Raw genomic sequence first — 25265 nt, forward strand, 5'->3', positions numbered from 1 at the left:
GAAAAGCGGTGAAAACCGCCTTTCAAACCCACAAAAACGTAAAGGATGTCCCCGGTCTCGATTGTAAAGGATGTATCCGTTTCTACATCGCGAAGGCGGTTCAACATTCAGCAAAAATGTCGACTGTTACACCGCTTTCGCGAGCAAGCCCGCTCCCACATAATCGCCGCCTGCCAGACATCGAGACCGGTTATGACCGCGATCCACATCAAGTTCCCTTCCCTGACTGTCAAGGCCGGCCCGCGAGCCTTGGCGCGCATCCGTGCAAATGGCTTGAGCGCCGCCGATGTGGGCACGCTGCCGGGCGCTGCCGGTGGCCCGAAAGCGTTGGGAATTCAGGGGCTGGATCTGGCGCTGTTCGGCGAATGGCTGCCGGCGGCGCCCCGGGAGCGTTCGCTGATCGGCGCCTCGGTGGGTTCCTGGCGGTTCGCCAGCGCCTGCCTGCCGGATGCCGCCGAAGGCATCCGCCGCCTCGGTCATCTGTACACCGAGCAGAATTTCGCCAAGGGCGTGACCATGGCGCAGATCAGCCAGAGTTCCCGGCGCATGCTCGATGACTTGCTCGACGGCCGCGATGCCTCGATTCTGGACAACGCCCACTACCGACTGAACATCATGGTGGTCAAAAGTCACGGCCTGCTGGCGGACGATCATCGCGGTCGGCTGGGGCTGGGCCTGTCATCGGTGATCGCTGACAACCTGTGCGGGCGGGCGCGGCTGTCGCGGCATTTCGAGCGGCTGATCCTCCATGACCCGCGTCTGGCGCCACCGGTCAACGCGCTGAATGACTTCCCGTCGCGCTTCGTTGCGCTGGATGCCGGCAACCTGCGCCAGGCCCTGCTCGCCTCCGGTTCGATCCCGATGGTCATGCAAGGCGTGCGCGACCTGCCGGGTGCTGGCGCCGGGACGTTTCGCGATGGCGGACTGCTGGACTATCACCTCGACTTGCCCTACAGCGGTAACGACATCATGCTGTATCCGCACTTCACTGATCGAGTGATCCCCGGCTGGTTCGACAAGACCCTGCCGTGGCGCCGCGCCTGTCCTGCGCGCTTGCAGGATGTACTGTTGCTGGCGCCGTCAAAGGAATATCTGGCGCGCCTGCCCTACGGCAAACTGCCGGACCGTAACGACTTCAAGCGCTTCATGGGCGATGCCCCGAGCCGGCAAAAGTACTGGCGCGTGACGATGGATGAAAGCCGCCGGATGGGTGACGAGTTTCTCGAACTGACCGCCAACGGTCGCCTCGGCGAGCGCTTGCTGACCCTCTAGTGCCCTGTCTCGCCAATACTTTTCCTTTTTGACGGTGGCTGTTGTCGCCATGCTGCGTTGCCGCTCCTCGCCATAGCGAGCTATGACTCGTCGCGGCGCCTTGCCTGACGACAACAGCCACTCGCCAAAAGAGGAACGTATTGGTGAGACAGGACACTGGTCAGTGTTTTCCCGCATCGCCAAACACAAGCTGGTAAACTCGCCACCTGCCCCTATCGCCGCGGCGATCGCCACCTGACAGAGCTGAACATCACTGTGGAAATCTTCAAAGAGTTTACCTTCGAGTCCGCCCACCGCCTGCCCCACGTGCCAGACGGCCACAAGTGCGGTCGCCTGCACGGTCACTCGTTCAAAGTGGCGATTCACCTGAGCGGCGACCTCGATCCGCACACCGGCTGGATCCGCGACTTTTCGGAAATCAAGGCGATCTTCAAGCCGCTCTACGAGCGCCTGGACCATAACTACCTGAACGACATTCCCGGCCTGGAAAATCCGACCAGCGAAGTGCTGGCCAAGTGGATCTGGAATGAATTGAAGCCCCTGCTGCCGGAACTCAGCGCGATTCGCATCCACGAGACCTGCACCAGCGGTTGCATCTATCGCGGTGAGTAAACCGATCTAAAGACAACGAAAATCCCCTGTGGGAGCGGGCTTGCTCGCGAAGGCGGCGGCACAGTCAACATCGATGTAGCCTGACACGACGCCTTCGCGAGCAAGCCCGCTCCCACAGGTGGAACTGCGTTTCGTCAGTGAATAATAAAACAGCCTTCAATGGCTGTTTTTTTATGCCTATGCTTCTTGGCTCGCACACGCCAAGAGGACGCTCCCATGGCTGACTGGCCGCTGGCTCAGACCTATCGCTTCAACGGGCATTCCGTACGCTACGCCGTGCGTGGCGACGGGCCGCCGCTGGTGTTCGTGCATGGCACGCCCTTCTCTTCTTATGTATGGCACCGGATTGCGCCGCACTTCATCACCACGCACCGGGTGCACTACTTCGATCTGCTGGGTTACGGGCAATCCACACAGCCGGACGGCGATGTGTCGCTGGGCGTACAAAACCAGCTGTTGGCGCAATTGCTGGAGCACTGGGGCCTGCAACGGCCAGACGTGGTGGCCCACGATTTCGGCGGCGCCACTGCGTTGCGCGCGCATCTGCTCAATGGCAAGGATTACCGCAGCCTGACGCTGATCGATCCAGTGGCGCTGTCGCCCTGGGGTTCGCCATTCGTGCAGCATGTGCGTCAGCATGAAGCCGCATTCAGCGGATTGCCCGATTACATTCAGCAGGCGATTGTGCCGGCCTATATTCGCGGCGCGATCAAGCGCGAGATTCCCGATCAAGAGCTGGCGCCCTATGTGCGGCCATGGCTTGGGGAGCCTGGGCAAGCAGCGTTCTATCGGCAGATCGCGCAGATGGATGAACGTTATACCCGCGAGGTCGAAGGGCTGTATCCGACGGTTCGCTGCCCGGTGCAGATTCTTTGGGGAGAGGACGATCAGTGGATTCCCATCGAGCGCGGCCGGGCGCTGCAACAGATGATTGCGGGGTCGCAGTTTCATGCCATTGCCAATGCCGGGCATCTGGTTCAGGAGGATGCGCCGGAGGTGATTGTGGCGGCGATATTGCGGTTTTTGCCCCTGCACAATTCCCCCTGAAAAAACCGAATCCATTGTGGGAGCGGGCTTGCTCGCGAAAGCGGTGTGTCAGCCAGCATCATTGTTGAATGTCAGGCCGCTTTCGCGAGCAAGCCCGCTCCCACATGGGTGCTGTGTTCCTTCAATTGCACCGCTTTCGTGCCCGCCACCCGCTAAATCTGCGCGCTCGACTATAAATAATTACGCCAGCTCAGCTTTGGCACGAGCACTGCAACACCCCCCGCGTCCTCCATCCAGCAAGGAACGCCACATGACGCAGAACGATTCGGGCAACGATTACCCCCTCAGCGAAGTCCCGATGCATGCCCGCAAGGGACTTGCCTCCACCGCCATGGTGCTACTGGGTTTTACCTTCTTCACCGCGACCATGTTTGCCGGCGGCAAGCTCGGTGTGGCGTTCAGTTTCGGCGAGATGATGACGGTGATTATCGTCGGCAATCTGCTGCTGGGGATCTACGCCGCGGCGCTGAGCTACATCGCCTTCAAGAGCGGCCTGAACTCGGTGCTGATGGGACGTTTCTGCTTTGGTGAAGTGGGCAGCAAGCTCAGCGATTTGATCCTCGGCTTCACCCAGATCGGCTGGTACGCCTGGGGCACCGCAACGGCGGCAGTGGTGCTGGGCAAATATTTCGAGCTAAGCGAGGGCACAGTTCTGGGGCTGATGGTGCTGTTCGGCCTGGGTTTCTGCGCCACGGCATACATCGGCTATCGCGGGTTGGAGATTCTGTCATACATCGCCGTACCGGCCATGATGTTGCTGCTGATGTTGTCGATGTGGGTCGCCACGGTGAAGGTCGGCGGGCTCGAGGGCTTGCTCGCGGTGGTGCCGACAGGAACGCTGGATTGGTCGACCGCCATTACCCTGGTGTTCGGCACATTCGTCAGCGGTGCGACGCAAGCCACCAACTGGACACGCTTCTCCCGTTCGGCGCGGGTGGCGGTGCTGGCGAGCCTGATCGGCTTCTTCGTCGGCAACGGTCTGATGGTGTTGATCGGTGCCTACGGCGCCATCGTCTATCAGCAACCGGATGTGGTCGAAGTGCTGCTGTTGCAAGGCTTCGCCATGGCCGCGATGGCGATGTTGCTGCTCAACATCTGGAGTACTCAGGACAACACCATCTACAACTTCGCCGTCGCTGGCTGCAACCTGCTGCGCACCGACCGTCGAAAAACCGTGACCCTGGCCGGCGCGGTGATCGGCACGCTGCTGGCGCTGCTGGGCATGTACGACATGCTGGTGCCTTACCTGATTCTGCTGGGCACGGTCATTCCGCCGATTGGCGGGGTGATCATGGCGGACTTTTTCTTTCGCTATCGGGGTCACTATCCCCGCCTGGCGGATACACAATTGCCCGCGTTCAACTGGTCTGGCCTGACTGCCTATGCGGTCGGCACGGTCGCCGCCTTCAACTCGCCATGGGTCGCGCCGCTGGTAGGGATTGCCGCTGCCGCGCTAACGTATGTGTTATTGACCGGCGTACTGGGTGCCCGTACCGCCGACGCGCCACTCCAAGATCTATAAGAAGGATTGCCTGATGCACATCATCAACGCCCGTCTGCGTAACCAAGAAGGCCTGCATGAGTTGCACCTGGAAAACGGCCTGATTCACAGCATCGCCCGGCAAACCGAAGCCCCGTCACTGGGGCCTGACGACTTGGACGCCGGCGGTAATCTGGTGGTGCCGCCCTTCGTCGAGCCGCACATTCACCTCGATGCCACCCTGACCGCCGGCGAGCCGCGCTGGAACATGAGCGGCACGCTGTTCGAAGGCATCGAGTGCTGGGGCGAGCGCAAGGCGACCATCACCCACGAAGACACCAAGACCCGCGCCAAGAAGACCATCCAGACCCTCGCCGCCCACGGCATTCAGCATGTGCGCACCCACGTCGACGTCACTGACCCGGAGCTGACGGCGCTCAAGGCGATGCTTGAAGTCCGCGAGGAAAGCCGTCATCTGATCGATCTGCAAATCGTCGCGTTCCCCCAGGAAGGCATCGAGTCGTACCGCAACGGTCGGGAGCTGATGGAAGAAGCGATCCGCCTGGGCGCCGATGTGGTCGGGGGCATTCCGCATTTCGAGTACACCCGGGATCAGGGCGTCAGTTCGGTGAAGTTTCTCATGGACCTGGCCGAGCGCACCGGTTGTCTGGTGGACGTGCATTGCGACGAAACCGACGACCCGCACTCACGTTTCCTTGAAGTGCTGGCCGAAGAGGCCCGCAGCCGCGACATGGGTTCGCGCGTCACCGCCAGCCACACCACGGCCATGGGCTCCTACGATAACGCCTACTGCGCCAAGCTTTTTCGGCTGCTCGGGCATTCGGGGATCAGTTTTGTCTCCTGCCCCACCGAAAGCATTCACCTGCAAGGACGCTTCGACAGCTTCCCGAAACGCCGCGGCGTGACCCGAGTGAATGAGTTGCTCGAGGCGGGGATGAACGTGTGCTTCGGCCAGGACTCGATCGTCGACCCGTGGTATCCGTTGGGTAACGGCAACATTTTGCGGGTGCTCGAGGCTGGGTTGCACATCTGCCACATGCTCGGTTATCGCAATCTGCAAAGTGCGCTGGATCTGGTAACCGACAACAGTGCCAAGGCCATGAACCTGGGTGATCGTTATGGGCTGGAACAAGGGCGACCGGCGAATCTGCTGATTCTGTCGGCGGACAGCGATTATGAGGTGATTCGCAGCCAGGGTTTGCCGCTGTATTCGGTTCGCGAGGGTAAGGTGTTGATGAAGCGGCAGATGCCGGTGGTGGAATTCAGTGGTCTGAGCTGAAACATCGTTGAATGTGATGGCCCCTTCGCGAGCAAGCCCGCTCCCACAGTGGATTTGTGATCGACGCAAAACTACTGTGGGAGCGGGCTTGCTCGCGAAGGCGATCTTGAATTCAACCCATCAACCGCGCCGTACCAAACAATCTGACCCGACTCAATTCGCCATCCATTTCCTCCAGCAAAATCGGCGCCGTGCCGCCAGGCATGACCACCTTCACTTCCCCCGCCGCCACCCAACCCACGCGCCACGCCGCACACACCACCGCACTGGCGCTGGTGCCCGACGAGGCGGTCGGCCCTTCGCCACGCTCGAACACCCGCGCAACGATTCGGCCCTCGGATTCAAGCATCGCCCATTGCAGGTTCACCCCTGCCGCGCATGGCTGCCCTGCCCCGGTCGGCATGGCGTAAGCGATGCGGGTCAAGCCGTCGGCCAACCCCGGTTCGCGCATCTGCGCGTTACTCGGCAACGCAACGGCGTCTGTCACCAACGTTACGCAATGGGGATTACCTATGCGCACGAACTGGCTGTGGTTCCAGGCAGGATTGAGCGCCGACAACGGCCGCACATGACTGACTTCGCGCCCCGTCAACGTCACGGGTTCAACACCTTGCGCACCCACCGCCTCAGGGCCGAACGATGGCCGCCCCAGGTCCAGCCAGAACCCTTGCACACCATCGATTTCAGCGGGTTTCACTGAAGTCTCCACCGGCGAAACCGCGTCGCTCTTGTCGTGATGAACCCGCAGCTGACAGGCCTCTTCCGGCATCAGCCCTTGTTCACTCAGGGCCTGGGAAAAAATCGTCAGGCCATTGCCACTGCGCTCGGCCAGGCTGCCGTCGGTGTTGACGATCAGCAGGTCAAACGGCGGCGACGATTGAAACGGCCCCACCAGCAAGCCATCGCAGCGATGTGCCTTGCTGCCGGGTGGTTGTGTCCCGGGAGCCCAGCCGCAGAATGCCTCGATGGCCGACAACGCCCAGGTCTCCCGGATTTGCGCGGCACGGCTGGCCTGTTCAGGCAGCTCGATACCGCTGCCGCGCAGGGTGTCAGGCGCCACCACCGTGTAGATATTCCCTCGAGCATCGTACATCCGCGTCATGGCGCCCCCCTCTATGAACAATTGATGCGTCGACGATATCGCGAAACAGCGACTGGCTGTGCAAGGATGTCACCCTGCCTGACGGCAGCCCGCCCGGACGAGGTGATCGAACCCTTTGCGGTAGTTCACTGTCCCTTGGGGACGCGACGTTTTTTGCCAAGGATCGATATGACCAGCCTCAACACCCAAGCCACCTTCGTCCCCGGACGTCTGGAACAGATGTCCACCCGCATCGCCTTTTTCATCGCAGGCTTCGGCATCGCGGCCTGGGCGCCGCTGGTGCCTTACGCCAAGGCGCGGGCCGGGCTGGATGAAGGAACCCTCGGGCTGTTACTGCTGTGTCTGGGGGTGGGCTCGATTCTGGCGATGCCCATGGCCGGGATTCTGGCTACGCGCTTCGGCTGCCGTCGGGTGTTGAGCGGCGGGACTTTGTTGATCTGTGCGGCACTGCCGCTGTTGGCGACGGTGTCTTCGATTCCGGCGTTGATCGCCGCGTTGTTCATGTTCGGCGCGGGCCTGGGCACGGTGGATTCGACGGTGAACCTGCAAGCGGTGATCGTCGAGCGGGCCAGCGGCAAGAACATGATGTCGGGGTTTCATGGGCTGTTCAGCCTCGGCGGGATCGTCGGCGCGGCGGGTGTCAGCGCCCTGCTCGGTTTGGGTTTTTCGCCGCTGGGGGCGATGTTGGTGGTGATCGTGATTCTAGTGCTGGCATTGCTTAAAGCCGCGCCGCACCTGTTGCCTTACGGCAGTGAAAGCTCCGGGCCGGCATTCGCCGTGCCCCATGGCATCGTGCTGTTTATCGGCGGGATGTGTTTCATCGTGTTCCTGGCCGAAGGCGCGGCGCTCGACTGGAGCGCGGTGTTCCTGGCGCAGGAGCGCGGAATCGACACCGCGTATGCCGGGCTGGGTTATGCGGCGTTTGCGCTGACCATGACCGTCGGGCGCTTGACCGGCGACAGGATTGTTCGGCGTCTTGGTTATACGCGGGTGATTGTATTCGGTGGGCTGACGGCCGCGGCGGGCCTGGCACTGGCGACATTTGCCCCGAGTTGGGAAGCGGCGCTGGTGGGGTATGCGCTGCTGGGCGCTGGCTGTTCAAACATTGTGCCGGTGCTCTATACCGCCGTCGGCAAACAGACCGTCATGCCGGAAAGCATCGCCGTGCCGGCCATTACCACGTTGGGCTATGCAGGGATTCTCGCCGGGCCTGCGGTGATCGGCTTTATCGCCCACGGCAGCAGCTTGAGTTTTGCCTTTGGGTTGATGGCGGTGTTGCTGGTGGCAGTGGCGATTGGCGGAAAGGTGTTGAAGGTTTAAAAGCTTCGCGGGCAAGCCTCGCTCCTACGGATTTGTGTCGTGCGCCGACAATGCGAACGACACAAATCCGTAGGAGCGAGGCTTGCCCGCGAATGAATTCACCTCGGTCTATCAGAACCCGACGCTGGCCTGCACAAAGAACGTACGCGGTGCGCCGACGTACATCCCCGCGTTGTTGTCGCTGGAGCGGGTGAAGTACTGCTTGTCGAAGATGTTCTTCACCCCTGCCCCGACTTTCAGGTTCGACAGGTGCGAGCCAAAGTCATACCCGCCACGCACGTTCCAGGTGACGTAACCCGGGATGTCGCCGTACTGGCCGTCCGCGCTGCCTTCGGTGATGTAGTTGCCGCTGAAGCTGCCATCAGCGTTCACCGCGGTGCCTGGCGAGCGCTGTTTGGACTGGGCAAAGGCATCGAGGTTGTAGGTCCAGCGGTTGATGTCGTAACGCAGGCCGGCGGTCGCCACCTGACGCGAGTAGAACGGTAGGTCACGGCCCTTGAAGCCTGGAATCTCGCCTTCATAAACGGCGCGTGTGTAGGTGAAACCGGCGTTGGCGGTCAGGCCGTCGAGCCGAGGGTCCAGCGCCGCCATGTCGTAGTGCACCGAGGCTTCAAGGCCCTGGTGCGTGGTGGCGCCGAGGTTGGTCCAGCCCACATCGTTGCTGATGTATTGCAGTTCTTTATCGAAGTCGATGTAGAACAGCGTCACTTCCCCGCCCCACACGTCATCGTTGTAGCGCGTACCGATCTCGTAGGTCTTGGCCTTTTCCGGGTTCAGGCCGTTGGCGGTGTTGTCACCCGAACCACCCTGACCGAGCTGGAAATATTGCAGGCTGCCAAACGAGGTTTCGTAGTTGGCGAACAGCTTCCAGGCCTCGGACATGTGATACATCACGCTCAGGGCCGGCAGCGGCTCGTTGCTGTCGATGCTGCGGCGCTTTTCCTGAACAGGTTTGCCGGCGGTGTCGAGAACCGGCCGGTCGTGCCATTCAGTGCTGATGCTTTCAAAACGGATGCCGGGGGTCACGGTCCAGTTGCCGACGTCGATCTTGTCATCGATGTACACGGCATGGGCTTCGGTGCCGCCGGTGCGATCCTGGAACACATGGCCATCGGAAGTTTTGGTAACCACCGGCTGATTGTTCACCAGCGCCAGGCGGCTCGCCTCTTCATGCATGCCTTCTTTCAGGTAGCGATAACCGACGCTGGCTTCCTGCGTGGTCGGGCCCAGATCGAATACATGGGACACCCGCGGTTCGATGCCGAAGGTGTAATAAGTACGCGGATAGGAGCTGAGGGTTTTCTGGTCGCGTGCGGCGATGGTGCTGCCACGGAAGCTGTCGGAATAGTAGGTCAGCACTTCGGCCTGGGTGCGGTCGTCGATCTGCCGAATCCACTTGAAGGACACGTCCTTGCGGCGGCCGCTGAAGTTGTCATGGTCACGATCGGACTGGAACGGATCGGCGTCGTACTGCTTCTGCGTCAGGCCGCCGGGCATGTCGGCGCTGGCATCGTAGTAATGGAAATTGAGGCTGAAATCGTCCTGATCGGTAGGTACCCAATGGGTCTTGAGGATCACGTCGTCGATGTCATTGCTGTTGTTGCTTTTGCGATAACCGTTGCCGTTCACCCCGGAATACAACAGCGCCACGCCCATGCCGTTATCGGCGGTGCCACCGAGAAACGCGGTGTCGATGTGTTTCCAGCCGCCGCGCTGAGTGGTTTCCAGGGTGGTGCCGATTTCGCCGGTGACTTTCTCCGGGATCGCCCGGGTAACGAAGTTGATCACGCCACCGACGTTCTGCGGCCCATAACGCACGGAACCGGCGCCGCGCACCACGTCAATGCTGTCGAGGTTGCCGGAGGAAATCGGCGCCATGGACAGCTGCGGTTGGCCATAAGGGGCGAAGGCGGCCGGCACGCCGTCGATCAGCACGGTGGAGCGTGGCGACAGGCGTGAGGTCAGGCCGCGCACGCCAACGTTCAGGGAAATATCGCTGCCGCCGGTGCCGTTGGCGTCCTGCACTTGCACGCCGGGTACACGACGCAGCACGTCACCAACGTTCATGGCGCCCTGCTCGACCATGGCTTCACGACGGATTACCGTGCGCGCGCCGGGATGGTTTTGCACCACCGCGGCGTCGGCATCGCCGAGCCAGTCGCCGACCACTTTGATGTCGGTCACGCCCAGTTCCAGCGGGCCGTTGGCGGCGGAAGTCGGGGCTGGCATCAGGGTCACCGAGCCTTCATCGATCCGGTATTCCAGACCACTGCCTTGCAGCAATTGGCGCAAGGCTTGTTCCGGTGAAAGATTGCCGTCGACTGCCGGAGCCTGTTTGCCGGCCACCAGTTCAGGGCTGAAAAAAACCTGCAGCGAGGTTTGCTGGCCCAGCTGACTCAAGGCCTGGCCCAACGGCTGCGCCTGAATATGAATGGTATCCGCAGCGAACGCCTGGGGCAGCGCCGAACTGACCGCCAGGGCGAGAGCGAGGGGCAGCCAGGATGATTTGTTATTTTTAGCGATGGTTTTTTTCACGTCGAACATTGTCCTGTGGATCGCAAGAGTGTGCGGCTGTTAATGCAAACCAGTTGCAGTTGGACAAGTAGACGAAGAACTCGAAAAAAACCTGAACCTATCGGGCAATTATTTCCTGACTGCCGTCATCCAGGGTGCGGATGGCCACCGGCAGAATGCTCGGCAAGGCCTTTAGCAGTGCGTCGGTGTTGTCGGATTTGAACACGCTGGTCAGGCGTAGATTGCCCACTTTGGCACTACCAACCGTCAGCGGTTTTTCCCGATAGCGCGACACTTCTTCGGCCACTTCGCTGAGGCTGGCGTTGTTGAACACCAGTTTTCCGCTGCGCCATGCGGTCAGTTCCGCAGGGTTGACCGCATAGGCGACGGCCACCTTGCCCTGGGCATCGACGCGAGTACCGAGGCCGGCGGTGAGACTGACGAATTCGTCGCCGTCGCCTTGAACCTTGACCGTGCCCTGCTCCACCGCGACCCGGGTTTCGGCGCTGTCGCGACGCACGTCGAAACGGGTGCCGGTGACGGTCACTTTACCGCTGCCCGCCTCGACCACGAACGGTCGGCTGCTGTCGTGCTCGACGCTGAACATCGCCTCGCCTTGCGTCAACTCGATGCCGCGACGATCCTTTTCATAGCGCACCTGCACCTGGCTGCGGCTGTTCAGATCGATCACCGAACCGTCCGGCAACGCCACATGACGACGCTCGCCAAGGGCCGTGGAATATTCAGCCGTGTAGGTCGCCGGAGGGTTCAAGCCACTGAACAACCCCAGGCCGAGCGCCACTACCAACACACTGGCGGCCACTGCATAACGCACCAACGGACGACGTTTGCCGCGGGCCGGCGAAGTTTCGCACAAGGCGTGCAAACGCTTGGCCGGCAGCAGATCGGCTGCCGCCCACAGGCTCTGGAGAATTTGATATTCGTCACGATGCTGCGGGTGTTCGTCCAGCCAGACCTCGAAACCTCGCCGCTCTTCGGCGTTGACGGCAGGCTCCTGCAAACGCACAAACCACCGCGCCGCGTCGTCGCGAACCGTTGTTTGCCCGCACGCACAATCACGAGTATCCATCATGGAAAGTCCTGTTTGGCCGGGGATGAGAAGGTGCGGCGAATCATGGTTGTAACCCGTCCAGACGATCACGCAAATGCCGCAGGGTGCGGATCATATACTTTTCCACCATGTTCTTGGACAGCCCCAGGCGTTCGGCGATTTCGGCCTGGGTCAGGCCTTCGATCTTCTGCCAGACGAACACCTTGCGGCAGTTGACCGGCAACTCGGTGAGCGCCCGTTCGATGGAATCGGCCAACTGGATCGCGTGCATGAAATGCTCCGGGTCGCCGGACGACGACACACTGTGATCAATCGCCTCCGACTCCATGGCCCCCCGCCGATCCTCACGCCGATACCCGTCCACCGCAATGTTGCGTGCGGTCTGGTGCAAATACGCCCGAGGTTGTTGCACCGCCGCCGAATCGGACTCAAGCACCCGCACGAAGGTGTCGTGGGCCAGGTCCTCGGCCTGCTGACGATTTCTCAGGCGACGGGTCCAGGTGCCGATCAACTCTTCGTAATGCTCGAAAAAGCCGTGTCTGCGGGGCAGCTTGGGGGTCATTGCGGTGTGCTGTGGAGAGGAGGCGCGAATAGTAATGCTTCCTATTAAGCCCGGCAAATCATTCCTCGGAGTGTCGACGAGAGGACCTGTCCCCCCACAAAATCTGTGTATAGCGATGATCGAAAATGTGGGAGCGGGCTTGCTCGCGAAAGCGGTGTGTCAGTCGACATCAATGTCGGTTGATACACTGCTTTCGCGAGCAAGCCCGCTCCCACAGGGTATGTGCAAGGCTCCCCGGCGGTCGAAACGTCCACCAGACGACCGGTAGCAGAAACCCATTGCCACTAAATATTACCTACGTCATATTACATTTATAATAAATCACCGTTTTTTCATAGGTAGAGATCCATGACCAGCATGCCCAGCCCTGAACCCGACCTTGCTGTCGCGATGAACATACCCAAGCCTCCCCTGCTTAAAAGGCTGCTCTTGCTGACGGTGGCCATCGCGGCGCTGGTGTTTATCGGGCTGTACGCAACCCATTGGTGGACCGCCGGCCGTTTCATCGAAGAAACCGACGATGCCTACATCGGTGGCGACGTCACGGTGATCGGGCCGAAGGTCGCGGGGTATATCGAACAGGTGCTGGTCACCGACAACCAGAAGGTCAAGGCCGGCGATGTGCTGATTCGGCTCGACGCCCGCGACTATCGCGCCAACCTGGCGAAGGCCGAGGGTGCGGTGGCTGCCGAAGAAGCGTTACTCGCCAACCTCGACGCCACCGAACAACTGCAACACGCGGTGATCGGCCAGGCCCGCGCCGGCATCGATGCCACCGGCGCCGAAACGGCCCGCTCGCGGGACGATAATGCCCGCTACAAACGCCTGGTGAACAGCAATGCCGTCTCGGTGGAAAGCGCGCAACGGGCCGACGCTACCTTCAAGACTGCACAGGCGCAGAGTGCCCGGGCTCAGGCCGAACTGCTGGCCGCGCAACGTCAGTTAAACGTGATCGAAACCCAGAAGCAGCAAGCACGCGCCGCGTTGATCCAGGCGCGGGCCGAGCGTGATCTGGCGCAGTTGAACGTCGGTTACACCGAGTTGAAAGCCCCCGTCGACGGCGTGATCGGCAATCGTCGGGCACGGGTCGGCGCTTACGCCCAGGCCGGTTCGCAACTGTTGTCGGTGGTGCCGGCCAGCGGGCTGTGGGTTGATGCCAATTTCAAGGAAGATCAGCTGTCGCGGATGACGCCGGGCCAGCGTGTGATCGTTCATGCGGACGTGCTCAAGGGGCGTGAATTCCACGGTCATCTGGACAGCCTCGCGCCGGCCAGTGGTTCGCAGTTCAGCGTGCTGCCACCGGAAAACGCCACCGGCAACTTCACCAAAATTGTTCAGCGGGTGCCGGTGCGGATCCTGCTTGATCCGGCCGACGGCGTGCTCGGTCATCTGCGTCCTGGTCTGTCGGTGACGGCCGAAGTGGACACCCGCGCCGAGCCTGAAACCCCGACCGTGGCCAGCGCGCCATGAACCGCGCCCTCGCCGCCCCTGCGCAGCCGTTCAATGCCGCCAACATGACGACGGCAACCAAGGTGTTCGCCTTCGCCACGATGTGCATCGGCATGTTCATTGCGCTGCTGGACATCCAGATCGTCTCGGCGTCGCTGCGTGACATCGGCGGCGGGCTTTCGGCCGGCACTGACGAAACCGCGTGGGTGCAGACCAGTTACCTGATCGCCGAAATCATCGTGATTCCGCTGTCGGGCTGGCTGTCCCGGGTGTTCTCGACCCGTTGGTTGTTCTGCGCGTCGGCGGTGGGTTTCACCTTGGCCAGCCTGCTCTGCGGCGCGGCCTGGAACATCCAGAGCATGATCGCCTTTCGCGCCCTGCAAGGGTTTCTCGGTGGTTCGATGATCCCGCTGGTGTTCACCACCGCGTTCTTTTTCTTCACTGGTAAACAACGGGTGATCGCCGCCGCGACCATCGGCGCCGTGGCCTCGCTGGCACCGACGCTGGGGCCGGTGATCGGTGGCTGGATCACCGACATTTCGTCCTGGCACTGGCTGTTCTACATCAACCTGGTGCCGGGGATTTTCGTTGCGGTGGCGGTGCCGATGCTGGTGAAAATCGACCAGCCGGAATTGTCGCTGCTCAAGGGCGCCGACTACCTGAGCATGCTGTTCATGGCGGTGTTTCTCGGCTGCCTGGAATACACCCTCGAAGAAGGCCCGCGCTGGAACTGGTTCAGCGACAGCACGATTCTGACCACCGCCTGGATCAGCGGCCTGGCCGGATTGGCCTTCATTGGTCGAACCCTGCACGTGGCCAATCCGATCGTCGATCTGCGTGCCTTGAAAGACCGCAACTTCGCCCTCGGCTGTTTCTTTTCGTTCGTCACGGGGATCGGCCTGTTCGCGACAATTTACCTGACGCCACTGTTTCTCGGCCGGGTGCGCGGTTACGGTGCGCTGGACATTGGCTTGGCGGTTTTTTCCACCGGGGTGTTCCAGATTCTGGCGATTCCGCTGTACGCCTTTCTGGCCAACCGCATCGACTTGCGCTGGATCATGATGACCGGCCTTGGGCTGTTCGCCCTGTCGATGTGGGATTTCAGCCCGATCACCCATGACTGGGGGGCTAAAGAGTTGATGCTGCCGCAAGCCTTGCGCGGGATCGCTCAACAACTGGCAGTGCCGCCCGCGGTGACCCTGACCCTCGGCGGACTGGCGCCCGCGCGGCTCAAACATGCTTCGGGGTTGTTCAACCTGATGCGCAACCTCGGCGGCGCGATGGGTATCGCGGCGTGCGCCACGATCCTCAATGACCGCACCAACCTGCACTTCACCCGGTTGGCGGAGAACCTCAACAGCACCAACGAAGCACTCAATCAGTGGCTGTCCCAGGTCGGCAATAACTTCGCCGCCCTCGGCCAAAGCGGTGACGCCAGCCTGCGTCAGTTGTGGCTGCTGACCTACCGCGAAGCGCAGACGCAAACCTACGGCGACGCGTTCCTGATGATCATGGTCTGCTTCATCCTCGCCACGGCGATGGTGCCCTTGATGCGCAAGGTGCAACCACCGGCCGCGCCGAGTGCTGATGCGCATTGAGCCCGATTCTTACTCTTGAGGCATTTTGCGAAAACCCACGGCCAGCCGATTCCAGCTGTTAATGGTGGAAATCGCCACGGTCAGGTCGACCATTTCCTTGGGGCTGAACTCGGCGCTGAGCAGTGCATAGTCTTCGTCCGGGGCGTGGGTCAGGCTCAGTTGGGTCAAGGACTCGGTCCAGGCCAGTGCGGCGCGTTCACGATCGGTGAAGAACGGTGCCTCGCGCCAGGCCGTCACGGCAAACAGCCGGCGTGGCGTTTCCCCACCCTTGATGGCATCGGCGGTGTGCATGTCGATGCAGAAGGCACAGCCGTTGATCTGTGATGCGCGCAGCTTGACCAGTTCGATCAGCGACTTTTCCAGCGGCAGCTTCGAGACGGCGGCTTCCAGGGCCATCATGGCTTTCAGGCCATCCGGGGAGGCGGTGTAGAAATCGATACGAGGTTGCATGGTGAGCTCCAATAACAGGTGAGGTTGGCGCTACGTTAATGCCGACCTGACGTTGTACAAATAGCCAATTATTGGGAAGTTGAGGATGCCAATCGGCCGGAAGATATTCAGTGATGGCTCAGGCCCCTTCGCGAGCAAGCCCGCTCCCACATTGGACTTCGCCGGACACAAAACCTGTGTTCACTGAAGATCTAATGTGGGAGCGGGCTTGCTCGCGAAGGGGCCCGAACAGGCAACCAACACATCAGCCGCTACGCTTGCGCAACCACTGCAAAAACCCCTTTTTCTCCACCACCTTGGGTGTTTCCTGAATCAGCGTCTGAGCCGTATGCATCCGGTAATCGAACAACGCCTTCATCGCTTCGCTGATGTCATGCCGCGCATCCAGGCATGGCTTGAGGTATTCCTTCTCGATGCGGTAGAGCGTGCAAAAGGTCTTGGCCGAAAAGTCGGCGAGCGCCGATTCATCGGACAAAATCCCGGCCTCGCCAATCACCTCACCCGGTCCCATGCGCCCGGCCTCGAACTTTTTGCCACCGCGGCTCAGGGCGACCGACACCACGCCGGACTCGATGATGAACAGGTGATCGCTCACCTCCCCCGCCGGCAGGATCATTTCCCCGGCGCGGAAGGTTTGCAGCTTCATGTTCTGGCTGAAGGTTTCTTTCTCTTCCTGACGCAGGGTCGAGAAGATGTTCGAGCTATCCAGCAACGCCCGCTGCCGTGACAGCGCAGCAGGCGCGTTGGGTTCAACGCTCGACAACAGGCTGACACCGGACGCCTGCAAGTGCCGGAACGCCAGATCGAACAGCTGATTACGTACCATGCGCTTCTGATCCATGGACACCACGAAACCGCTGATTTCATACTCCACGCCGGTGCTGCCGGAGCTTTTCAACGCCACGCACGGTGCCGGTTTGTTCAACAGAAAGCGGCAGCCCTGCATGGCCCGCTCCAGCGCATCGATCACCGTTTGCGGACGAGCGTGGGGGCTCACTTGCAAGCTGATCGAGACGCCGAAAATATCGCTGGGGCGACTGAAGTTGACGATCTTGGCCTTGGCCGCCAGGGAGTTGGGAATCACCGCCATGCTGCCTTGGGCGGTTTGCAGGCGCGTGGCGCGCCAGTCGATGTCGGTGACCCGGCCTTCGGTGCCGTCGATGGAGATCCAGTCATCCAGTTGATAGGGCTTTGTGGTGTTGAGGACGATCCCGGAAAACACGTCGCTGAGGGTACTTTGCAAGGCCAGGCCGACGATGATCGCCAACGCACCAGAGGTTGCCAGCACGCCCTTGACCGGCAACTCGAGCACGTACGCCAGGGCGGCGATGACCGCGATCAGGAAAATCACCGCGCCGAGCAAGTCCTGCAACAAACGCCCGGTGTGCCCGACCCGTTGCATCATCACCGCGCCCAGCAACACCGTCAGTGTGCGCGCTGCGAACAGCCACCAGCCAATTTGCAAACCGGTTGCCGCCAGGTGCAACGGCACGTTGTCGGCCCAGGGCGCCGGCTCCATGGGGTTCAAGCCTTCGTTGAACAGCAGCATGCTGAACAGCGCGAAAATCACCAGCCGCACCACCAGTTTCCAGTTGCTGCCGCTGGCCGTGATCAAACGCCACAATCCCAGATCGATCAGGATCAGAATCAGCGCGCTGAGCAACGGGTGATCGGTAAGCAGTGACAGCATCAAGCAACTCCAGTAAGGGCCAATGGCGCGAAGATCTCACAGATTGTAGGAGCTGGCGAAGCCTGCGATCGGCAAAACACCACAAAACCAATGTGGGAGCGGGCTTGCTCGCGAAGGCTGCTTCACATTCAACAATAATGTCGACTGTTACACCGCTTTCGCGAGCAAGCCCGCTCCCACATTAATTACTTGCTGTTGGTGAGGGTGTTGTAGCTGGTCATCAGATTGCGGTAGTCCGGAATGTGGTTGGAGAACAAAGTCGCCAGACCTTCCACGTCGTTGCGCCAGTCGCGATGCAGTTCACAGGCCAGGCCGAACCAGGTCATCAGTTGGGCACCGGACGAAGACATGCGATCCCACGCCGATTGACGGGTCAGTTCGTTGAACGTGCCGGAAGCATCGGTCACCACGAACACCTCAAAACCTTCGGCCAGTGCCGACAGCGCCGGGAACGCCACGCAGACTTCGGTCACCACACCGGCGATGATCAGCTGTTTCTTGCCGGTAGCCTTGATCGCCTTGACGAAGTCTTCGTTGTCCCAGGCATTGATCTGGCCTGGGCGAGCGATGTACGGCGCATCCGGGAACAACTCCTTGAGTTCCGGCACCAGCGGGCCGTTGGGGCCGGTTTCGAAACTGGTGGTCAGAATCGTTGGCAGCTTGAAGTACTTGGCCAGGTCGGCCAGGGCCAGCACGTTGTTCTTGAAACGGTCCGGATCGATGTCGCGCACCAGAGAAAGCAAACCTGCCTGATGATCGACCAGCAGAACGGCGGCGTTATCCTTGTCGAGACGTTTGTAGGAAGTAGTCATGGGGTAATCCTCGCTTTTTATCGATGCCGAACGGGCCGGCGTAAGTGAACTCTGATTTTTCGTTTAAACGTGGCCAGGCAAGCGTAGTCAGCCAAACCCGGCACGCCACAGCGCTACAACAATGATTTCAATCACTCATCCGGCCAAAGCGTCCCGACTGGAAGTCGGCAAAGGCCTGGTGAATTTCTTGCTCGGTGTTCATCACGAACGGGCCGTGGCCAACAATGGGCTCGTCAATTGGCTCTCCGCTTAGCAGCAACACCACGGCGTCGTTATTGGCTTCCAGACTGAGCTGATTGCCATTGCGTTCGAACAACGCCAACTGCCCTTCTCGCACCAACTCCACACCGTTGACCTGAACCGTGCCGCGCAGCACCACCAGTGCCGTGTTGCGCCCTTGGTGCAGATCCAGGGTCAGCGATTTGCCGGCGTTCAAGTGAACGTCCCACACATCGATTGGCGTAAAGGTCCGCGCCGGGCCGCTGTGGCCTTCGAACTCACCGGCGATCAAGCGCAGGCTGCCAGCGTTGTTCTTCAGTGGGATGCTCGGAATGTCAGCGTCGAGAATCGTTTGGTAACCGGGCTCGGCCATCTTGTCCCTGGCCGGCAAGTTGACCCACAGCTGCACCATTTCCAGGGTGCCGCCGCTCTTGGCGAAACCTTCGGAGTGGAACTCTTCATGGAGAATCCCCGACGCTGCGGTCATCCATTGCACATCGCCGGGGCCGATCTTGCCGCCGCTGCCGGTGGAATCGCGGTGTTCCAGTTCGCCCTTGTAGACGATAGTCACGGTTTCGAAACCGCGGTGCGGATGCTGACCAACGCCACGACGCTCGGTGGTCGGGGTGAATTCGGCAGGGCCGGCGTGATCCAGCAGCAGAAACGGGCTGATGTGTTTGCCCAGGTTGTCGTAGGAAAACAGCGTGCGAACCGGAAAACCGTCGCCGACCCAGTGAGGTCGTGGGCTGGTGTAGATACCGATGATGTTTTTCATCTTTGCCTCCGAATCTGTTGTTTGACGCGATGGACAAAGCTTAAAACCGGCGCCTTTGGTGCGCTAGACTGCAAAAATCAGCCTTAGCGTTCTATTTGGAGAACGATGGTGGAAGACCTCAACACCCTGTACTACTTCACCCAAGTGGTGGAGCACCGCGGTTTCGCCCCGGCTGGGCGCGCGCTGGACATGCCCAAATCCAAGCTCAGCCGACGCATTGCCGAGCTCGAAGAACGCCTCGGTGTGCGCTTGCTGCACCGCAGCAGCCGGCATTGCTCGTTGACCGAAATCGGCCAGGCTTACTACCAGCGTTGCCTGGCCATGCGGGTCGAAGCCGAAAGCGCCGCCGAACTGATCGAACGCAATCGCTCCGAACCCCAGGGCCTGGTGCGCATCAGTTGCCCGACCGCGCTGCTGAATTCCTGGGTCGGGCCGATGCTGACCCGCTACATGCTCAAATACCCGTTGGTGGAGTTGTTCATCGAAAGCACCAACCGCCGGGTCGATCTGATCCACGAAGGGTTCGATATCGCGCTGCGCGTGCGCTTTCCACCACTGGAAAACACCGACATGGTGATGAAGGTGCTGGGCAACAGCACCCAATGCCTGGTGGGCATTCCGGCGTTTTTGCAGCGCTTGTCGTCACCGGCCACGCCGGCTGATCTCAGTGGGCTGCCGAGCGTGCATTGGGGTGGCGCGCAGCGGGAATATCAGTGGGAATTGTTCGGTGCCGACGGTGCCAGCGCGCTGATTCGTCATTCCCCGCGGATGGTCACCGACGACTTGCTGGCCTTGCGTCACGCGGTGCTCGCCGGCATAGGCATCGCCCACCTGCCAAGTGTGGTGGTGCGCGATGAGATTGCCGCCGGCCGACTGGTGGAACTGGTGCCGGGCTGGGCCCCCAAGTGCGGAATCGTGCACGCGATCTTCCCCTCACGACGCGGATTGTTGCCGTCGGTGCGGACCTTGATCGACTTTCTGGGCGAGGAATTCAGCCATAGCGATATTGCTTAGGGGTGGGGTCAAGTTCCAGCACCGAGTCGCGCCCTTCGCGAGCAAGCCCGCTCCCACATTGGATCTGCGTACACCACAGATCCAATGTGGGAGCGGGCTTGCTCGCGAAGGCGTCGGACCAAACACCATCAATGCCACTGAAACATCCCATTCATGACTTACGGTAAACAGTGCTTTGCCCAACCAGCGGTTTTTCTCAAGGGGCCAGCCGGGGATACTCCCGCTCATTCCCACTGCAACCCCTGGAGTCATTGATGTCTATCCCTGCATTCGGTCTTGGTACATTTCGCTTGCAAGGCCAAGTGGTCATCGATTCGGTGAGCACTGGTCTTGAGCTGGGCTACCGGGTCATCGATACCGCGCAAATCTACGAAAACGAAGCCGAGGTCGGCCAGGCCATCGCTACCAGCGGCATTGCTCGTGACGAGCTGTTCATCACCAGCAAAATCTGGGTCGCCAACTTTGCCAAAGACCGGTTGATCGACAGCCTTAAAGAGAGCCTGAACAAGCTGCAAACCGATTACCTGGACCTGACGCTGATCCACTGGCCGTCGCCGGAAGATCAGGTCCCGGTCGAAGAATTCATGGGCGCCTTACTCCAAGCCAAACAACTGGGCCTGACCCGAAAGATCGGCGTATCCAACTTCACGGTCGACCTGATGCAACAGGCCATTACTGCCATCGGTGCCGAGAACATCGCCACCAACCAGATCGAGCTGCACCCGTACCTGCAAAACCGCAAGGTTGTCGAATTCGCCCAAAGCCAAGGCATCCGGATCACCTCTTACATGACCCTGGCCTACGGCGAAGTGCTGAAGGATCCGCTCATCCAGCAGATCGCCGATCGCCTTCAGGCGACACCGGCCCAAGTCACGCTGGCGTGGGCCATGCAGCTTGGGTACGCGGTGATTCCTTCCTCCACCAAACGCGCCAACCTGCAAGGCAATCTGCAGGCCTGCGCCCTGACCCTGAGCGACGCCGACATGGCGCTGATCGCAGGCCTGGATCGCGGCCAGCGGCTGACCAGCCCCAAAGGCATTGCGCCGCAGTGGGATTGAGTTTCAGCCTTGACTCAAATCTGCGCTCAAATACTTGTCCAGCGATGACATTGCGTGCTGCAACCGATCGACGGCTTCATCGAGCAGCACCGTGTTCCCTTCATCGATGACCCGCTCCAGTTGCTCGCAATGCTCGATCAAACGCATCGCCCGGACCATGCGCGCACCGCCCTTGATCCGGTGCGCCAAGGCTTGCAGGTCATGGCGATTGCCACTGGCGTGCGCCTTGAGCAGATCATCCCGATCAACCCGATTGGTCACCACCAGTTTGCGCACCAGCTGATCGAGCAGTGTGCGGTCCGCACCGACGTATTGCTCCAGGCCACTCAAGTCCATCTCGGGCGGGGGTTGCTTTTCGAGCGTCTCGGGTGCTTCGTTTGCAAACCTGGACGCCAGCCATGCGCTCAAATCCGCCAGCAGGATGGGTTTGAACAGGCAGTCGTCCATACCTGCCTCCAGACAGCGGACTTTCTCCTCGGGCTGCGCATTGGCGGTAAAGCCCAGAATCAGCGTCGACGGTAATCCCTGGGCGCGTTCTTCATCGCGTATTGCACCCGCCAGTTCATAACCACTGAGCCTGGGCATATTGCAGTCGGTAACCACCAGATCGAACTCACAGTCGCGCCACAGCTCAAGCCCCCGGGCGCCCTCTTCAGCCTCCAGAACGCGATGCCCCAGGTGGCTCAGTTGCCATGAAAGCAACAAACGATTAGCCGGGTGATCGTCGACCACCAGAATCGTCAGTGGCCGCGTCGGCACCTGCACCCCGCTATCCACTGCCGCAATGGAAGGCAACGGTTGCAGTGCGATCAGCTCAAGGGTGATGTCGACCTGTGTGCCTTGCCCAAGGACGCTGTCGAGTTGCAACTGGCCGCCCATCATTTCGCACAGGCTGCGGCTGATTACCAGGCCCAACCCGGAGCCGCCGCGAACTGACTGCGGGTTATTGCTGGCTTGGGCGAACGGGCTGAACAACCGGTGCCGATCGACGTCGCTGATGCCAATGCCGGTGTCTTCAATGCGCACACTGACCGTCAGATGCTCCGGCGTCACGGGCGTCACCCGCAGCGTCAGGCTCACCTCGCCTTCACGGGTGAACTTGATGGCGTTGCTCAGCAGATTGGACAGCACCTGCTTGAAACGGGTGGGGTCGATCAACACGTCGCAATCGCTGTGTTCATCCAGATCGATTCGCCACGCCAGTTCATTCTGCCGTGCAAGGCCTTCGAAAACCCGGCACACCGACTCCACCAGCTCCCGAAGATTGGCGCGTTCAGGTGTCAGGGATAAATGCCCGGACTCAATACGGGCGATGTCCAGAATGTCACCGATCAGCGCCAATAATTGTTGTGCGGCACCGGACGCCACCTCAATGGCAAAGCGATCGGTGACGCCCTCGTCCGCACGTTTGAGGGCCAGTTCGAGCATGCCGATCAGGGCGTTCATCGGTGTGCGGATCTCATGACTCATGGTGGCCAGAAAAGTGGTTTTGGCGCGGTTGGCATCGTCCGCCTCGTTCTTGGCCTCCTGCAATTGCCGTAACCAGTGCTGGCGCTGACGGATTTGCCGGCGCTGCCAGGCGATCCAGCCCAGGGCGAGCAACAACAGGGCGCCAGCCACGGCAAACGCCTGAAGAATGCCTTGACGATGGCGTAGCCAATAGCTGTCATCCAGCACCACATCATTGCTCCAGCGGGCCACCAGATCGTCCATTTCCTGAGGCGAAATGCTCAGCAACGCCTTGTTCAGAATCGAATGCAACTCCAGCGCGCCGCGGTGCGTGGCCAACGCGATACGGGCGGGTTGGTCACCGACGGTGCTGCTGACGCGCAGACGATCCGGGTAGTGCCGAGCGATCAGGTAACGGGCGACGATCAATGAACTGAGCGTCGCATCAGCCTGCCCCTTGATCACCCGTTCCATGCCCTCGGCCGGGCTTTGCACTTCGACCAGGCGCACCTGCGGCGTCCGGGCCTGCAGGAACCCGAACAACGGATGACCACGATAAATCGCCAGGCGTTTACCGGCCAGATCGTCCAGCGTCCTTGGGCTGCCCGTCGTCGTTGCACTGACCAGCACAAATGGATTGCTGAGGTAGGCGCGGGTAAACAGCAATGCATCTTCACGCTCGGTACTGGGAGTGACCACAGGCAACAGGTCGATTTCGCCGTCCTGGAGTTGCTCAATCTGCCGGTCCAGTGAGTGGCCGCGTTGCACCTGAAAGGTCAAACCACTGCGCTGGCTGATCAGCGTCAGCAACTGCGCCGTCAACCCGTTGAACCGGCCTTGGGCATCGTAGAACGTCAGCGGGGAAAAGTTGTCGATCGCACCGACAGTGACCGTCGGATGCCGGTCCAGCCAGCGTTGTTCACTGGGGCTCAAACGCACCTGCTCCTGACCCGCCGAATCAGCCCTGCCGGCACTCCAGCGCACTTCGATGACCACGCGCTGTTCCATCGGAATCGCCGCCAGAGCCTTGTCGATGATGCTTTTGAGACTCGGATTGTCCTTCGCCAAAGCAAAGCCGAACAGATTGGCATCCAGACCGGAAGGCCCCGCCAGATGAACATTGTTGAGGTAGTTATTGTTGATCAGATAATTGGCGCTGATGAGGTCTCCGAGGTACACATCGTCTGGCCCGAACGCTACCGCTCCGAGCGCATCGAGTGCCGAGGGATAGAGTTGCAAACTTGCATCGGGATAAAAATCTTCAACGGTCTGCGCCTGCAAATAGTCTTCGACCATGGCGATGCGTTTGCCGGCAAGGTCGACGGGCATTCGCTCGTCCAGTCGGGTGACCAGCATGGGCTGATCTTCGGCATAGGCTCGGGACCGGGTCAGCGCGGGGTCGGTCGCTTCGAAGTTGTTCGAGGTTCCGAGCAGATCCAGCTCATGGCGTTTGAGGGCGTCCATGGCGGCCTCACGAGTGGCATAACGCAGCACGTCGATTTTGACATGCAGCAGTTGCCCCAGCAGCTCGGCGTAATCGGCCGTGATGCCCTCCAGTTCATCGCGGTGACGCGTCACTTCGAACGGCGGGTAATCCGCCCCCGTTACACCCAGGCGAAGGGCTCGTTTATCGCGTAGCCATTGCCAGTCCTTTTCATCCAGCTTGACCTCAAAGCCCTCCACGGTGGAGCGCCCCAGCAAATGCAACCGTTGCGGCTCGTCAGCCAGTGCCGCTGAAACGTGCGGCACAAGGCTCAACATCAAGGCCAACAGGACGATGCGCACGGTCGGTTTCATTCAGATCAGATGATTGCGCTTGGCGAAGTCCCGCAGGTGCACCGCCGCGTTCACGCCAAGCTTTTCGATCAAGCGGGTCTTGTAGGTGCTGACGGTCTTGTGACTCAGGTGCATAAGCTCAGCGATGGCCTTGTTGCTCGCGCCCCGGGCCAGGTATTGCAGGATGGTCAGTTCGCGGTTGGAGAGTTTGTCGATCATCTGTTTTTCGCTGCGTTGCAGGGCGTCCTGCGATCCCGAAGGCAGCCGCGCAAAATAGGTGTAACCGGTCATGACCGCATGCACGGCTTTGTGCAATTGACTCAGGTCGTTGGTCTTGGCGACATACGCCATGGCCCCGGCGCGCATGCAACGCTCTTGAAAAAACAGCGGATCCAGGGACGTGAAAACCAGTACCAGACATGACCAATCACTGGCCCTGATCCGATCCAGCACATCCAGCCCATCGCCCTCGGGCATGACCAGATCCAGCACCAGCAGCGTGGGTGAATGCTCTCGGAGCATCGACAACGCCTCGCTACCGCTGGACGCCTCATAAATCCGTTTGAAACCCTCCTTCTCCAATACGATTTTGACTGCGCCGCGTACCACCGGATGATCGTCAACAATCAGCACTGACTTCATGGTAATTCCCTGTGCAAAGATCTGACGATTGCGCACCAATGCACGCCGGATA

General features: G+C 60.6%; 20 protein-coding genes. 10 read left to right on the forward strand and 10 right to left on the reverse strand.

Translation table 11 applies throughout. The annotated features are described in order from the left end of the window. Nucleotides 1-192: 192 nt before the first annotated feature. The 5 genes from ACIPLA_RS17345 to codA all read left to right on the forward strand — a co-directional run bounded on the left by ACIPLA_RS17345 (nucleotide 193) and on the right by codA (nucleotide 5711). Nucleotides 193-1272: a patatin-like phospholipase family protein gene (locus ACIPLA_RS17345; RefSeq protein WP_401174489.1), complete on the forward strand. Its 1080-nt coding sequence runs from the start codon at nucleotides 193-195 to the stop codon at nucleotides 1270-1272. 255 nt (nucleotides 1273-1527) lie between these two features. Then, on the forward strand, nucleotides 1528-1884 hold the full coding sequence (gene queD, locus ACIPLA_RS17350; protein ID WP_003173033.1) for a 6-carboxytetrahydropterin synthase QueD: 357 nt from the start codon (nucleotides 1528-1530) through the stop codon (nucleotides 1882-1884). Nucleotides 1885-2100: 216 nt separating this feature from the next. Beyond that, a complete protein-coding gene (locus ACIPLA_RS17355; protein ID WP_123497895.1) occupies nucleotides 2101-2931 on the forward strand; it encodes an alpha/beta fold hydrolase in 831 nt (276 codons plus the stop codon). 250 nt (nucleotides 2932-3181) lie between these two features. Next, nucleotides 3182-4453, forward strand: a complete 1272-nt coding sequence (gene codB / locus ACIPLA_RS17360; RefSeq protein WP_401174494.1) for a cytosine permease — start codon at nucleotides 3182-3184, stop codon at nucleotides 4451-4453. Nucleotides 4454-4466: 13 nt separating this feature from the next. Continuing rightward, nucleotides 4467-5711 (forward strand): cytosine deaminase, encoded by a 1245-nt coding sequence (gene codA / locus ACIPLA_RS17365; RefSeq protein ID WP_063340985.1) that lies wholly within the window; start codon nucleotides 4467-4469, stop codon nucleotides 5709-5711. Between the two features lie 112 nt (nucleotides 5712-5823). Here the strand turns inward: codA and ACIPLA_RS17370 are convergent, their stop codons facing one another. Beyond that, the gene (locus tag ACIPLA_RS17370) at nucleotides 5824-6813 is read right to left on the reverse strand and encodes a diaminopimelate epimerase (RefSeq protein ID WP_401174496.1); all 990 of its coding nucleotides are present in this window, start codon (nucleotides 6811-6813) and stop codon (nucleotides 5824-5826) included. A 168-nt stretch (nucleotides 6814-6981) separates the two neighbouring features. Between ACIPLA_RS17370 and ACIPLA_RS17375 the strand changes: the two genes are divergently transcribed. Further along, a complete protein-coding gene (locus tag ACIPLA_RS17375; RefSeq protein ID WP_192343258.1) occupies nucleotides 6982-8133 on the forward strand; it encodes an MFS transporter in 1152 nt (383 codons plus the stop codon). A 111-nt stretch (nucleotides 8134-8244) separates the two neighbouring features. On the opposite strand, the gene ACIPLA_RS17380 is transcribed toward ACIPLA_RS17375, so the two are convergent. From ACIPLA_RS17380 to ACIPLA_RS17390, 3 genes are all read right to left on the reverse strand, one after another. Beyond that, on the reverse strand, nucleotides 8245-10668 hold the full coding sequence (locus ACIPLA_RS17380) for a TonB-dependent siderophore receptor (RefSeq protein WP_401174500.1): 2424 nt from the start codon (nucleotides 10666-10668) through the stop codon (nucleotides 8245-8247). Nucleotides 10669-10765: 97 nt separating this feature from the next. Continuing rightward, nucleotides 10766-11740 carry a FecR family protein gene (locus ACIPLA_RS17385; protein WP_401174503.1) on the reverse strand — a complete coding sequence of 325 codons (975 nt, stop codon included), beginning with the start codon at nucleotides 11738-11740 and terminating at the stop codon, nucleotides 10766-10768. Between the two features lie 40 nt (nucleotides 11741-11780). Then, nucleotides 11781-12281 carry a sigma-70 family RNA polymerase sigma factor gene (locus ACIPLA_RS17390; RefSeq protein WP_007907700.1) on the reverse strand — a complete coding sequence of 167 codons (501 nt, stop codon included), beginning with the start codon at nucleotides 12279-12281 and terminating at the stop codon, nucleotides 11781-11783. Between the two features lie 348 nt (nucleotides 12282-12629). On the opposite strand from ACIPLA_RS17390, the gene ACIPLA_RS17395 reads away from it, so the two are divergent. Together ACIPLA_RS17395 and ACIPLA_RS17400 are read left to right on the forward strand one after the other, a co-directional pair. After that, on the forward strand, nucleotides 12630-13751 hold the full coding sequence (locus tag ACIPLA_RS17395; protein ID WP_401174508.1) for an HlyD family secretion protein: 1122 nt from the start codon (nucleotides 12630-12632) through the stop codon (nucleotides 13749-13751). Next, nucleotides 13748-15328, forward strand: a complete 1581-nt coding sequence (locus ACIPLA_RS17400) for a DHA2 family efflux MFS transporter permease subunit (RefSeq protein ID WP_401174510.1) — start codon at nucleotides 13748-13750, stop codon at nucleotides 15326-15328. Before ACIPLA_RS17395 ends, ACIPLA_RS17400 begins: the two co-directional genes overlap by 4 nt. Nucleotides 15329-15337: 9 nt before the next feature. On the opposite strand, the gene ACIPLA_RS17405 is transcribed toward ACIPLA_RS17400, so the two are convergent. From ACIPLA_RS17405 to ACIPLA_RS17420, 4 genes are all read right to left on the reverse strand, one after another. After that, nucleotides 15338-15778 carry a carboxymuconolactone decarboxylase family protein gene (locus ACIPLA_RS17405; RefSeq protein WP_192343253.1) on the reverse strand — a complete coding sequence of 147 codons (441 nt, stop codon included), beginning with the start codon at nucleotides 15776-15778 and terminating at the stop codon, nucleotides 15338-15340. Between the two features lie 244 nt (nucleotides 15779-16022). Beyond that, nucleotides 16023-17468: a mechanosensitive ion channel domain-containing protein gene (locus ACIPLA_RS17410; protein ID WP_401174514.1), complete on the reverse strand. Its 1446-nt coding sequence runs from the start codon at nucleotides 17466-17468 to the stop codon at nucleotides 16023-16025. A 185-nt stretch (nucleotides 17469-17653) separates the two neighbouring features. Further along, a complete protein-coding gene (gene ycaC, locus ACIPLA_RS17415) occupies nucleotides 17654-18280 on the reverse strand; it encodes an isochorismate family cysteine hydrolase YcaC (protein WP_007907677.1) in 627 nt (208 codons plus the stop codon). 127 nt (nucleotides 18281-18407) lie between these two features. Further along, a complete protein-coding gene (locus tag ACIPLA_RS17420) occupies nucleotides 18408-19274 on the reverse strand; it encodes a pirin family protein (RefSeq protein ID WP_192343251.1) in 867 nt (288 codons plus the stop codon). A 105-nt stretch (nucleotides 19275-19379) separates the two neighbouring features. Here ACIPLA_RS17420 and ACIPLA_RS17425 point away from each other — a divergent pair, with 105 nt between their 5' ends. Then, nucleotides 19380-20288 carry a LysR substrate-binding domain-containing protein gene (locus ACIPLA_RS17425; RefSeq protein WP_192343250.1) on the forward strand — a complete coding sequence of 303 codons (909 nt, stop codon included), beginning with the start codon at nucleotides 19380-19382 and terminating at the stop codon, nucleotides 20286-20288. Between the two features lie 254 nt (nucleotides 20289-20542). Beyond that, the gene (dkgB, locus tag ACIPLA_RS17430) at nucleotides 20543-21346 is read left to right on the forward strand and encodes a 2,5-didehydrogluconate reductase DkgB (protein WP_218399059.1); all 804 of its coding nucleotides are present in this window, start codon (nucleotides 20543-20545) and stop codon (nucleotides 21344-21346) included. 3 nt (nucleotides 21347-21349) lie between these two features. Here dkgB and ACIPLA_RS17435 read toward each other — a convergent pair whose 3' ends face one another. Together ACIPLA_RS17435 and ACIPLA_RS17440 are read right to left on the reverse strand one after the other, a co-directional pair. Next, a complete protein-coding gene (locus ACIPLA_RS17435) occupies nucleotides 21350-24592 on the reverse strand; it encodes a transporter substrate-binding domain-containing protein (RefSeq protein ID WP_401174520.1) in 3243 nt (1080 codons plus the stop codon). Next, complete coding sequence (locus ACIPLA_RS17440; RefSeq protein WP_218399057.1) at nucleotides 24593-25213, reverse strand: response regulator transcription factor; 621 nt, start codon at nucleotides 25211-25213, stop codon at nucleotides 24593-24595. Between the last annotated feature and the right edge of the window lie 52 nt (nucleotides 25214-25265).

The sequence above is a fragment of the Pseudomonas sp. NPDC086112 genome (assembly GCF_044746425.1).
In the GTDB taxonomy this organism is placed as follows: Bacteria; Pseudomonadota; Gammaproteobacteria; order Pseudomonadales; family Pseudomonadaceae; genus Aquipseudomonas.

Coding starts and splice junctions, on each gene's coding strand:
- ACIPLA_RS17345 (WP_401174489.1), top strand. CDS start 193: ATGACCGCGATCCACATCAAGTTCCCTTCCCTGACTGTCAAGGCCGGC.
- ACIPLA_RS17355 (WP_123497895.1), top strand. CDS start 2,101: ATGGCTGACTGGCCGCTGGCTCAGACCTATCGCTTCAACGGGCATTCC.
- codB (WP_401174494.1), top strand. CDS start 3,182: ATGACGCAGAACGATTCGGGCAACGATTACCCCCTCAGCGAAGTCCCG.
- codA (WP_063340985.1), top strand. CDS start 4,467: ATGCACATCATCAACGCCCGTCTGCGTAACCAAGAAGGCCTGCATGAG.
- ACIPLA_RS17370 (WP_401174496.1), bottom strand. CDS start 6,813: ATGACGCGGATGTACGATGCTCGAGGGAATATCTACACGGTGGTGGCG.
- ACIPLA_RS17375 (WP_192343258.1), top strand. CDS start 6,982: ATGACCAGCCTCAACACCCAAGCCACCTTCGTCCCCGGACGTCTGGAA.
- ACIPLA_RS17385 (WP_401174503.1), bottom strand. CDS start 11,740: ATGATGGATACTCGTGATTGTGCGTGCGGGCAAACAACGGTTCGCGAC.
- ACIPLA_RS17390 (WP_007907700.1), bottom strand. CDS start 12,281: ATGACCCCCAAGCTGCCCCGCAGACACGGCTTTTTCGAGCATTACGAA.
- ACIPLA_RS17395 (WP_401174508.1), top strand. CDS start 12,630: ATGACCAGCATGCCCAGCCCTGAACCCGACCTTGCTGTCGCGATGAAC.
- ACIPLA_RS17400 (WP_401174510.1), top strand. CDS start 13,748: ATGAACCGCGCCCTCGCCGCCCCTGCGCAGCCGTTCAATGCCGCCAAC.
- ACIPLA_RS17405 (WP_192343253.1), bottom strand. CDS start 15,778: ATGCAACCTCGTATCGATTTCTACACCGCCTCCCCGGATGGCCTGAAA.
- ACIPLA_RS17410 (WP_401174514.1), bottom strand. CDS start 17,468: ATGCTGTCACTGCTTACCGATCACCCGTTGCTCAGCGCGCTGATTCTG.
- ycaC (WP_007907677.1), bottom strand. CDS start 18,280: ATGACTACTTCCTACAAACGTCTCGACAAGGATAACGCCGCCGTTCTG.
- ACIPLA_RS17420 (WP_192343251.1), bottom strand. CDS start 19,274: ATGAAAAACATCATCGGTATCTACACCAGCCCACGACCTCACTGGGTC.
- ACIPLA_RS17425 (WP_192343250.1), top strand. CDS start 19,380: ATGGTGGAAGACCTCAACACCCTGTACTACTTCACCCAAGTGGTGGAG.
- dkgB (WP_218399059.1), top strand. CDS start 20,543: ATGTCTATCCCTGCATTCGGTCTTGGTACATTTCGCTTGCAAGGCCAA.
- ACIPLA_RS17435 (WP_401174520.1), bottom strand. CDS start 24,592: ATGAAACCGACCGTGCGCATCGTCCTGTTGGCCTTGATGTTGAGCCTT.
- ACIPLA_RS17440 (WP_218399057.1), bottom strand. CDS start 25,213: ATGAAGTCAGTGCTGATTGTTGACGATCATCCGGTGGTACGCGGCGCA.